The organism is Petrocella sp. FN5 (assembly GCF_029210395.1).
Lineage (GTDB): Bacteria > Bacillota > Clostridia > Lachnospirales > Vallitaleaceae > Petrocella.
The window spans coordinates 21,303-33,011 of record NZ_JARGDP010000012.1; the positions used below are offsets into that span (position 1 = coordinate 21,303).

At 35.6% G+C, this 11,709-nt stretch carries 10 protein-coding genes; 8 read left to right on the forward strand and 2 right to left on the reverse strand.

Annotated elements, in window-relative coordinates; genetic code table 11:
• Positions 1-50 precede the first annotated feature (50 nt).
• Complete coding sequence (locus P0N36_RS05225; RefSeq protein ID WP_275841785.1) at positions 51-812, reverse strand: GntR family transcriptional regulator; 762 nt, start codon at positions 810-812, stop codon at positions 51-53.
• Between the two features lie 301 nt (positions 813-1,113).
• Between P0N36_RS05225 and P0N36_RS05230 the strand changes: the two genes are divergently transcribed.
• The 3 genes from P0N36_RS05230 (at position 1,114) to P0N36_RS05240 (ending at position 3,919) form a co-directional block, all read left to right on the forward strand.
• Positions 1,114-2,187: a 6-phosphofructokinase gene (locus tag P0N36_RS05230; protein ID WP_275841786.1), complete on the forward strand. Its 1,074-nt coding sequence runs from the start codon at positions 1,114-1,116 to the stop codon at positions 2,185-2,187.
• Positions 2,188-2,343: 156 nt separating this feature from the next.
• Complete coding sequence (locus P0N36_RS05235; RefSeq protein ID WP_275841787.1) at positions 2,344-3,273, forward strand: hypothetical protein; 930 nt, start codon at positions 2,344-2,346, stop codon at positions 3,271-3,273.
• 1 nt (position 3,274) lies between these two features.
• Positions 3,275-3,919, forward strand: a complete 645-nt coding sequence (locus P0N36_RS05240) for a response regulator transcription factor (protein WP_275841788.1) — start codon at positions 3,275-3,277, stop codon at positions 3,917-3,919.
• On the opposite strand, the gene P0N36_RS05245 is transcribed toward P0N36_RS05240, so the two are convergent.
• Positions 3,900-5,648 carry a sensor histidine kinase gene (locus tag P0N36_RS05245; RefSeq protein ID WP_275841789.1) on the reverse strand — a complete coding sequence of 583 codons (1,749 nt, stop codon included), beginning with the start codon at positions 5,646-5,648 and terminating at the stop codon, positions 3,900-3,902. The two genes, P0N36_RS05240 and P0N36_RS05245, sit on opposite strands and share 20 nt — an antisense overlap.
• Positions 5,649-5,917: 269 nt before the next feature.
• On the opposite strand from P0N36_RS05245, the gene P0N36_RS05250 reads away from it, so the two are divergent.
• The 5 genes from P0N36_RS05250 to P0N36_RS05270 all read left to right on the forward strand — a co-directional run bounded on the left by P0N36_RS05250 (position 5,918) and on the right by P0N36_RS05270 (position 11,670).
• Positions 5,918-7,609 (forward strand): hypothetical protein, encoded by a 1,692-nt coding sequence (locus tag P0N36_RS05250; RefSeq protein ID WP_275841790.1) that lies wholly within the window; start codon positions 5,918-5,920, stop codon positions 7,607-7,609.
• 103 nt (positions 7,610-7,712) lie between these two features.
• Positions 7,713-8,543, forward strand: coding sequence for a hypothetical protein (locus tag P0N36_RS05255; protein WP_275841791.1), 831 nt, complete (start codon positions 7,713-7,715; stop codon positions 8,541-8,543).
• Positions 8,544-8,577: 34 nt separating this feature from the next.
• The gene (locus P0N36_RS05260) at positions 8,578-8,949 is read left to right on the forward strand and encodes a hypothetical protein (protein WP_275841792.1); all 372 of its coding nucleotides are present in this window, start codon (positions 8,578-8,580) and stop codon (positions 8,947-8,949) included.
• 66 nt (positions 8,950-9,015) lie between these two features.
• Positions 9,016-9,843, forward strand: coding sequence for a hypothetical protein (locus P0N36_RS05265; RefSeq protein ID WP_275841793.1), 828 nt, complete (start codon positions 9,016-9,018; stop codon positions 9,841-9,843).
• Between the two features lie 207 nt (positions 9,844-10,050).
• Entirely contained in the window at positions 10,051-11,670 is a 1,620-nt protein-coding gene (locus P0N36_RS05270; protein WP_275841794.1) for an S-layer homology domain-containing protein, read from the forward strand.
• Positions 11,671-11,709: the final 39 nt, after the last annotated feature.

Sequence of the window (11,709 nt, forward strand, 5' to 3'; positions counted from 1 at the left end):
TACACTGTGGAAGAGTTTTCATGGGACCCATTTTAACACAGCATACCATCTTATTCATGAAACTGTTCTATGGTGAAGATATTCTTGTCCCCACGATAACGGGATATGGTGTACTCTACCGGTGTATCAAACTTATTATAACCAGTATAATGGAAAAGTTGGATGGCTGTGGTTTTGGTGATGTCCAAGAGGTCACAATCTTCTTTGGTCGGAATGACAGCTTCAATATTTCTTACAACACGATAGATTTTTGTATTAACATTTTGTGCCAGTATTTTGTAAAGAGATTCCTGACCCATGTCATGATCCAAGATATGCTTACAAAAGGAATAAGGCATATATGTCTGAGTAATGACGATGGGTTGACCGTCAGCGTAACGCAATCTTTTCAAACTAATGACATCTGTGTTGGCAGTGATACGAAGTGCACCGGAAACCTCAGTGTTGGCTGGTATGACTTTTAGGTCGATGACTTCGGAAGAAGGTGTGTACCCTTTACGCGTCATTTCTGCATTATAGCTTTCAATCTTGCGGATAAAATCTTGATTGATTTTGTTCTGAGCTACAAAAGTACCACGCCCTTTAACACGGTGAAACTTGTTCTCATTCACCAATTCGGTTAAAGCTTGTCTTATTGTGGTACGGCTAATTCCGAATATATCACATAACTCAAACTCGGTTGGAATCATATCACCGGCTTGAAGTTCGCCATTTTTCATCATATTTAGTAATATATTCTTAAATTGGAAATAGAGGGGAATGGGTGTTGTTTTATCGACAACATACTGCTTGAATAAATCAATTTTTGTCATTTTCGTCACCTTGTCATCATAATATAGTTGTAATATGTTATGCTTATGCTACATACACTATTTTACAGGAATCTTAGGAAAAATCAAGCGTTATTTAGGACAAATCAAGGTTTATAAGATTTTATTATTGAAGACTTGGGTACTTTACAAGGTAAAACGGATGAATAGGTATGTATGTAATGACATAATAAGTGAAAAGTTGGGTTATAACTTAGCCTTTTGTCATGAAGAGGGATATGGTATCATGATAATAGTGTATAACACAAACCCATCAAGTTCATAAGGATTAGGAGTGGTAGAATTGAAAAAACGAATAGGTATTTTAACCAGCGGCGGAGATTGTCCAGGTCTTAATGCAGCCATTAGAGGTGTTGCAAGGGCTTCTTATGATTTGCTGGATTGTGAGATTATTGGGATTAAAGGTGGATATAAGGGCTTAATTGATGGCGATTATAAAGTTATGGCTTCTCATGATTTTTCAGGTATATTGACACGAGGTGGTACGATTCTTGGGACCCATCGAACGCCTTATAAACAAATGAGAAAAATAGAAGAAGACGGAATTGATAAAGTGGCCAATATGGTCAAAAACTACAATCAATTAAAGTTGGATTGTTTGGTGACCATCGGTGGTAACGGCACCCACAAAAATGCTAATCTCCTAAGAGAAGAAGGCTTAAATATTATTGGTTTACCAAAAACCATTGATAATGATATCTATGGTACAGAAATGACATTTGGGTTTCATAGTGCGGTTGACATTGCTACAGAGGTGATCGATCGAATCCATACAACAGCGGATTCTCATGACCGGGTTATGTTGATTGAGCTTATGGGACATAAAGCCGGATGGTTGACTTTATTTTCAGGTATTGCGGGTGGCGCCGATGTTGTATTGATACCGGAGATTCCATACAGTGAAGAGAAAGTATATGAAGCACTTGAAGAAAGACGTAGAAAAGGCAAAGACTTTTCAATCATTGCCGTGGCAGAAGGTGCTGTTAACAAGGCAGAAGCGGCTATGAGTAAAAAGGATTTTAAACGTTATAGAGAAGAAATGGCGGATCAAACAGTTTCTTACCGTTTGGCAAGACAAATCAGCGCCAATCTGGGCTTAGAAACAAGGGTCACCATCCCCGGACATCAACAAAGGGGCGGTTCTCCATCTGCTTATGATAGGGTATTAGCCACCAAACTAGGTGCCTATGCAGCAAGACTGATTGCAGAAGAGGATTATGGCAATACGGTTTCTATTGTAAACAATAAACTAAGAGCAACACCTCTTGAAGAAATGGCAGCAAAGCTTAAGCTGGTTACACGGGATGATGATTTGGTCAAAACCGGTGAAGCGGTTGGATTAACATATGGTGATTAAGAACTCATCTTTCTCAGATGATTTCTATATTCTTGGTAGCACATTAGTCTAATCTACTTATAGAAATCCAATAAATAGGAAGTTGAATTTATAATTAAGGAAGTGAAGCGGTTGATGGTCTTAGATAAGAATATAATATTTCAGGTGGGATTATTATTGACATTAATCGTGGTATGGACCTGTTTTCTCATTTGGTACAAGGTTAGAAAGGTAAAAGAGATGGGTTTTCCGAATCTAAATATCCTTTCGATAGTGGGTATAACAATATTAATCTTGCAAATGATGGATACCGTGACAATTGGTTTACCTATTGATGTTTTTTTTAAGAGGCTGATTCGGTATTTGAGTGTTATTTTTTATGGACTCATGATCATATATTTGTTGGTTAAAGTGAATCGAATAAGAAAGAAAGAATATTTTGTCGATCAATCAACGGACTTAAAAACAGTGTTCTATTCAATGGATGATTTGGCTGTCATTATTGATCATCATGGGGTTGTCGTAGAGTTAAACCATCCGATGGCTTATCAAAGCATTTTTGGAAACGATACCCATATAGATGAAATTCTTAATAGGATTGTAAAGACGACTAAAGACTTTGACTTCATTTCCATAAAAGAAAGCCTTATAAAAGAAGGTAAAAAAAGACCGATTAAAATCATACTTAAGATTTCAGAAAAGACATTTTTAGTTACATTTTCTTCAATTATGAGTAAAGATACCTTTATTGGAAATGCCATGGTTGTTTATGATGTTACCGATCAAAAACAAGTGGAGAAAAAACTGGAAGATCAAATAGCCTATATGGCGTTGGCCAATAAAAAGCTTAGGGATTCAGTAGCAATCACAAATAATTTGGAAAGTGAAAAAGTAAGGCTTGAATTGGTGGATCAAGTTCAAAAAAACCTCATAGTAAAAATAGAGAAAATGGTGACTCAGGTACATTATATTCAAAAAACACATTACAATACGATGCAAGAATATCATAAAGCGATTCATGATGTTGCAGACTATTTAAGAGAGATATATAAAGATGTTCGAGATTCAATCAAGGAATTGTTCTCAAATCAAAAGGGGGTTTTGTAAAATGAGAGTTCTATTGGCAGATGATCAGCTGCTTTTTCGAACCATGTTAGAAGAGATGCTAAAGAAAGACCATGAGATTGAAATTGTTGCTTCAGCATCTAATGGAGAAGAAGCTGTAAAAATGACAAAAAAATATAAACCGGACATGGTATTGCTGGACATTCAGATGCCTGTTCAAACTGGTATTGAAGCTTTAGTAGAGATAAAATCCAGTCTACCAAATACTAAAGTTGTCATGTTAACAACCTTTGAAGATTCAAAAAATATATCGGCGGCCTGTTGCTCCGGCGCTGATGGGTATTTGGTCAAAGACATGAAGCCGGAGGCCCTTGTTTTAGCAATTAAATGTCTTCAGTATGATATGGTTATCTTTCATAAAGCTGTTTATGAGACTATTTCTATACATAGTTCATTGGGACTTAGGTGTTCATCTGAGAAGTTAGAAATAGATGATTGTGTATTTGATGCCATTGACCTGGCGATTATCAGACAAATTGTTGAAGGTAAGACAAACAAAGAAATTGCTAGTAGCATCAACTATAGTGAAGGTACAATCAAAAATAGAGTCTCTAAAATACTGAGTATGACGGGACTGCTTGACCGAACACAAGTCTCTGTATTTGCAATCAAAAATCAGATTGTATAATCATAGAATCGGTATAGAACTTTGGTAATGTAGCGTGAATATTAAAACCATGAACCCCATCTGAACCGAAGTTAACATGACCGCCAAGAGATGAAAACCTTTCTTCTATGCCTTTTAATCCATAGTTCTTAATGATTGAAGTACATCCATTACCATCGTCAATAATAAACAGATGGATGAAAGCGGGTTCAAAACGAAGAACAATATGTAGATTTTTGGCTTGTCCATGTTTGATTGCATTTGTCATGGCTTCTTGACACAAACGAAAAACAGCCTCAGTCTGAGGACTATCAAGTTCATATACTTGCCCTTGAACCAGAAAATCTAATTGGATTTTCTGGTTTTTTAAACAATGAATGGCATGGGTGAGTGAGGTCGTACCCCATGAGGATTCTCCATTAATAAAAGTGTTTTTTAAATCATTTAAACCGTTGGTAAGAAGCTCGCTAATTTGCATGAGTTTTTGATGAGAGGCTTCAAGATGCTGGTCTGTTGCTGCAAGTTCAGCTGTGCCGATTACAACCGTCAGGCTATGGCCTAAAATATCATGCATATTTTGTGCTATTTTTGATTTTGCTTTTGCAATAGCTAATTCTTTTGTTTTTTGAGCCAGTGTATCTAATTTATGATTGGTAAGGGTTAATTGATGCTTTTGATTCGATAAAGCGTTTTGTTTGGAGACCAGATTAGAAATGTCTTTAAAGCATATCAGAAATTGTTTTTTTCCTATATTTTTTTTAGATACTTCATAAACAATAGAAGGCTCTAATTCTAAGCTATAGGGAATCATACTTTTTTGATCCGTTAAAAAGGCATGTAAATGCTTATGTTTATCTTTCTTTTGAAAAATACAATTTTTATAGAAAGTATTTAGTGAGTTGGCATCTGTATAATCCGGAAACATTTGAATAAAAGCAGGATTTGCACCATACATATATTCTTTAGAACTATGTATAAATACAATACCTTGAGGAAGTCCAGAATAAATATGATAATAGGAAATGGGTGAGTGATCAAAAAAACGAAAGCGCAGAGCCGGTATCATAAAAAGAACAATGGCAATAGAACCGGATATAGGGGTAAAATCAAAAACTGGAAATGGAAAAATCCAAGTCATAAGGTCCAACTTAAAAAGTATATAATAAAAATTGGTAAATAAGGGTAGAAGCGTAATAAGGGCAAAGAATCTTCCCCATATGCGTCTGCCAAAAAATCCGGGTTGGCGCGTATAATTTTTTGATAAATATATAATAGCAATAAAAATATAAAGGTACTGAAAAATCTGTATAGGATAGAAAAAAGGACCAAACCGATCTCTATAAAAGTCAAAATATGAATAGAAACCCATATGCAAAGGATTTGTTAATACAGTTACAAAAGCGAGAAGAGGGAAAAGAGCTAAAAAAAACAGTAATCTTTTAGAGGGAACAGTATTTTTTTGATAAATATAGGCAAAAACCAACATGAAATAACCAAGAAAACAAACGCCAACATATTGAGTCACAATAAAGAACCATCTTAAGTCTTGAGTTGGTGCGATGGTTTTAAACAGTTTTGAAACAATCCAAATAAGTAACATCATTACAACTATGAGATAGCTATAGAGTAAGGGTGTTTTTTTTGCTTTCAAATAGATATAAAAGCTAAAACCTAATAAAAGCATTAGAGAAACAATATGAAAACTAAAAATTGTCAAGATTTCAATCGCAAGTTTTTCAGATACTTCCATTAAAACAACCCCTCTTTATTGGCAATATTATTGAATGCATTATAGCATTCTAAGTTAAGGCTTTCAAGGTAATTCATTTTTAGAAGTTTTTGTACAAGAAGATAATGCCTACCTAAGTCACTTAAAATGACCACCTATACAAAAAGCAATGACTTTAAATAGGACAAATGGCACTATAATAACAACAGAATAAAGAATAAAATGATAAAGAGGCAGATAAAAAAATAGACAGGAGGATTAAAAAGGATGTACAAGAGGAAGGAGAGCAAATGAGATTCAAACAGGTAATTGTTATACTTCTTTGTTTTTTGTTGGTAGGATGCGGGGAAGAGCATGCTGACAAGATAGAAACAAAAACAGATAGGCATCAGGAAAATAAAGAGATAGAAGAGGTTTTAAAGGATGATGTGACATCCCTTAGCCAAATTAATTCAAGTTCAGAAGAAGATATACAAACAGAGGATGGGATAAGTGATGAAGGGGTTAATAATACAACTAAGCAAGAAGAAACAAGTGCCGACAGACTAAAAATCCAAGAGAAGTCAAAGACAGAAATAATGACAAATTGGGATAAGGCATTGATGGAAAAGTCTAAAGAACTAGGTTTTGTAGACGTTGAAGACAGTGTAGAAGAAAAGCTGAGTCATGCTTTGGAAAAGGATACACTAAGTTATGATGGACGTTTAAAAGGCTTGGAATTATTCCAATCTGTTGTCCACAAAGGATTTGATCAACTTAAGATCATTTATGAAACACAAACCTATAATTGGACAGAATTTTTTGGGGAATATAATTACAGCCTGCAAGAAGAGGAACGTATTGTTTATCTGAAAGGGAAAAATATTCATGAGGCAGTCCTAACCAATCCAATGGCCAAACAGTATAGGTATTACCGTGAGGATCATGGTATGCACTATGAAGTATCAGAGTTAGTTATGGATTCTATGGATGAAGCTTCAGACCAAGATGCTACAGAAAGAAACGTAAAAAAATTTGGTATGTGCTCATACTTTGATGTCTTTTTGGATATAAACCCACCAAGCCACAATCCCTTTTTATTAGAAAAAGATATGTTTGTGGTGGATTGTAGGATAAGTACAATAGAAGATGAACCAGTTATCTACATAGAAAAAAGTATGCGTGTGGAAAATGGTCATAAGCTAATAAAGGAATGGGTTTCCATAAAAGACGGTATCGTTATTAAGAGGGAATCTTACAATGAAAAAGGCGTTATCGAAAAATTGGAAGTTGCCAAAGCCGTTTCCTATGAAGCAATAGAGGATCAAATATTTTTTGAACCTACAGATGTCGATTATAAGGATTTGACTTTTTTTATCTATTTGTATGATGAAGAAAATAAAAAAGAGTTTCAGGAAGCATTTAGAAATACTTTTATCGATGAACCCTTCTCCATGGCGCTAATAAACCTTGATACTAAAGAAAAGCTTAAGCTATATAGTACAAGTGGCGAAATGAAACAAGTACTAATAGAAAGTACTGCCAGCAATGCAGCAGGAAAAAGCATGAAGGCTTTTTATTTTCGTGATGTTAATGCGGATTACTTTACAACCATTATTCCGGAGCTTAAGCTCATAGAACACTATAGAAGTTCAGTAGTAGATATGAAATGGTTTGCTTTTGAAGCATTAGGCTTTAGAGGTAGGCGCGTAGACGATGGCAAAGCTGTATTCACGTTTCAGGATTTAGGAATGGGCGGCGTTCATGATTATTATACTTTCTATGACTATAGTATTGATTTAAAAAGCGGTAAGTTTGTACAAATCGATAGCTATTTGAAGGAAAGCCTTAAAGGAAAAGAAGTACCTGGTTACAGAAAAAGATATGTACTATCAGAGCTTAAAAAAGAAAGCATCGATATTTTTGATCAATTAGGTGGGTACAAAGAGATTAAACATGAAACACATTATGATGGTGAACATCCACCATCTTGGTGGGACTAACATAAAGTGGTTAAAGGGTCAAAACTAAGTTTCACTATATAGTTTTGACGCCTTAACCATTAAGTAAATAAATGAATATTTTTATTAGAAATGGGGTAAAGAAATGAAGATGATTAAAGTTTTTGTATGCATGATTGTAGTCGTACTTTTGGTAGGTTGCGGTAAAGATGAAACACCAACACAAAACACAGTTTCAGAAAATAGTACCCAAGAAACAGCAAATACAGAAGAAAGTAGCAAAGCGCTTACAGAAGAAAAGACGGAAGAGAACGAAGATAAAGAAGAGGTAATGGATTTGTCAGAGGTTAAAGGCAAGGCTAAGATTACTTATGATTCTAGTTTGACAGGGGAAGATTTATTAAAAAGTATTGAGCTTAAAGGTGAAGGTAATTTCTTTGATAACATAGCTTATAAATCAATCATGGAAACAAAAATGTATACAGGCTCTGACATTCAGACGACGCAAATAGAAGTGGTTCAAAACAAAAATGGTGATCTGTATATGAAGTCTATTTCACCGCTAGGTGTGGGAATTACTTTAACTAAAGAAGTTGACGGAATTGACATGACATACTCATACATGGAGGGTGAAGCGACGGGCTATTTAATGAAAGATTCAATGGAAGATGAAATGTATGATGACTTTTATGAAGAGGGTCTTGGATTCTATGATTCTGAGTATGAAATATTATTGGAAGCCAAAGTCGAACAATTAGATGGTAAAGAGGTCATTTACTATGAAGTGGAAGATGGAGATACCATAATGAAAAATTGGTTTTCACCTGAGGTTGGTAGTCCTATAAAGACAGAAGTGTGGGTTGGCGACCTGTTGGTCATGGAAAACAACATAGCCAAATTTGAAATCTTAAATAAGGTCGACGACAAATATTTCCAAATCCCGAACAATGTAACCTTTCAAGAGATGGATTATTAATCCGATTAAATAATGAACCGGTGGTGGGTATAGAATGAAACGTGCTGTTTTTGAAATAAAAAGAAACGCTGTGGGACAATACTTCTTTGTTTTTAAAAAGATTGAAGGAAATAGCGCAGTTGTTTCTATGAGCTTTTCTGAAAGGTCTAGTCTTGAACATTGTCTATCGCAAGTTAGAGAAAAGTCTAAAATAGCATGTATTGTCGAGGCGTCCATTGATCAAGACAAGTTGCCTCAGTTCTTAATCCGGTTGGAATCATCTGGTTATGCTTTTTACTTAATTGGTTTTGAATGCGAGATTATTCTTGCAAGTGAGCATTATGAAGATAAAGAACCTTGTATTCAAGGCATATTGGCCCTTAAGGCCTTGTCTTATGATGCAGGCATATTAGACTTGACGGACTAAAAGAAAGGAGATATGGTGACGTAGTCATCATAAAAACAAATGAAAAAATATGGTATATGGATAGGTATGATTAGTTTATTGGTTTTTATATTTGCAGGATGTGGTAATAATAAAGAAGATGAGGTAGCTCAAGGACTAGGTGCTTTAATAGAAAACGTTGAATCATTAACAGATGAAACGCTCATACAAGATACCATGGAAGTTGTAGCACAAGTGGAAGAAGCTGTAACAAAAGAAGATAATTTTGCAAGTATAGTGCAACTTTCTAACAAGTTTGAAGATTTTTATAATGTATTAGAAGAGGCAGGAGAAGACATTGATGATTTTGCGTTTTTAGGAGATATGATGACATTTAGTACCTTGCAAATGATTAATGCCGATATTGAACTTGAACAGGCACTACATTTAATGGCAGATTCATGGGAAGATGCTAAGAAGGATATGCCAAATGGTGCCGGTCAATATGATAGCGCATTAGTAAAAGAAGGCGATCAATATCATTATAGCTATAATGCCTACTGGAATTCAGGCAAGGTATCTAAAACGATGTTAACCTATGATCCTAAGGAGAAGACGATTGATTATAGTCGTGTGAGTGATGATGAATCAGATACCAACCGTTATATGCAACAGTTCATCGACAAAGACGGTAAATTCTATGTAACCTATAGTGAAAAAAATTTAGCAAACAATGAAGGTGGAGAGATAATCATCTTCTTTGATGGAACTCAAGCTTCCTATGCCCGAAATGTCAAAATTGAAGGTTATGACGTCACAAGTAGATTGGATATCATTTTGGATAAGCCAAATACGTGGGAGGCGCTGGTGAAAGATAAAATCTACACGACCATGTTTATATTTGATGGCACTCAAGTGAACTATCAAAATAATTAAGAAGAAATCTATAGATGCCCAAGATAATTCGAAGCCTAAAGCAATAGTTGTTTAAGTCAGAGAAAAAGTCTGCTAAGTATCCGAAAGGATCAAAGCAGACTTTTTCTTGTGAAAAATCATTTTTAGAGCTATGATATAAATATGACTATAAGATATGGCATGATGAACCCATGATAAGAATAGATCATTAGAGGAGGAGGCAAATAGATGAAAAAAATCATAGTTATGATTATGATTATGGCTCTAGCGTTATCAGTAAATACAGATATAAAGGTCCATGCTATGGGTGAAAGTAATTTCATAGCAGCAGGGTGGGGTACAACTTTTTTTGTTAAAGAAGATGGAAGTCTATGGGGATATGGAAAAAATGACCAAGGCTTGCTTAGAAGCGAATTGGCGTATATAGAGGAACCAAAACAACTCCTAGAAGATGTAAAAAGCATAAGTGTAAACCGTTATGCAGTCCTTGTCGTTAAAAATGATGATACATTATGGTATTGGGGCAGGCTACCAAGTCACAAAAAAACAATAGTACCTATCAAAATCCTTGAGGGTGTTGCCATGGCCACATTAGATGGGTATAATAATCAACTCATTTTTGTTCTTAAAACGGATGGGACACTTCTTCAACTAAACAAAACCATGTTTGAGTCAGTATTTCATAGTAGCAAAGTCAAATTCATAACAATTGGGGGGTATAACCGATTTTTAATCAATGAAGCAGATGAGTTATGGGGTTGGAACGATATTAGCAACACGACGTACGGTGCTTTAGGGGTTGGACACACAGAACCGATGCTTCAACCAGTGAAAATATTGGAAAATGTCGAGTATGTCGTTGGTGATTTGACCAGTACGATGATTATTAAGAAGGATGGAACATTGTGGATGTGCGGTAGGGGCAATCAAGGAAGATTTTTTGATGGTACGAAAGAGATTAATGGACCGATACTTGAGCCGGTGAAAATCATGGAGAATGTCATGCATGTGGCCTTACGAGATACTGCCTTTTTTGTTATAAAAAATGACTACACGATATGGACATGGGGTAAAAACAACAATTATGGTTTAGGCATGACGCATCTATCTTCTCCGGTAATATGGACAACAGATGTCTACAATATGACCGTAGGCTATCAACACCAAGTGGTTCTAAAGTCGGATGGCACATTGTGGACAGGTGGTAGAAGAGATGGTGTTTATAAAGCACTTCATAGTACCCAGAATGTATTAAGACAATCCGCCACAGGTCTTGTGGATGTCCCTGCATCATGGGCGGTGACTGAAGTTAGAGAAGCAGAAAACATCGCTTTGATACCGAATTTTTTGCAAATGGACTATGCAAAAACCATTAATAGAAGTGAGTTTTGTACTCTGGCCATTACGAGTATTGAAGTGACAATGGGTATGACCATTGAAGCTTATTTGGATATAATGGACTTGGAAATGCCTTCTAAATCACCTTTTGAAGACGTAGCAGCCTTAACAGAGACATCTAGAAGAAATATACTGGCAGCATATGCCCTAGGCATTGTCGAAGGTACTTCAGAAACAACTTTTGAACCTAAGAATCCTATTACGAGAGAGCAAGCCGCAAAAATGCTTACAGCGACAGCCGCTGCACTGAATATGGAGACAGAAGCGACACTCCCGGTTTTTGAAGATGGATCACTCATATCTGAATGGGCCAAACCCTATATTGGATATATGTTTGACACCAAAATCATGGGTGGCGTTGGTGAGAATCGCTTCGACCCCAAAGGTGGTTTTCAACGGCAACAAGCGTTTATGACGGTATTGAGACTAAATAAAATAACTAAAAATTGACAATGTTTTCCAGCTGATATATACTTAATAAACAAAAAT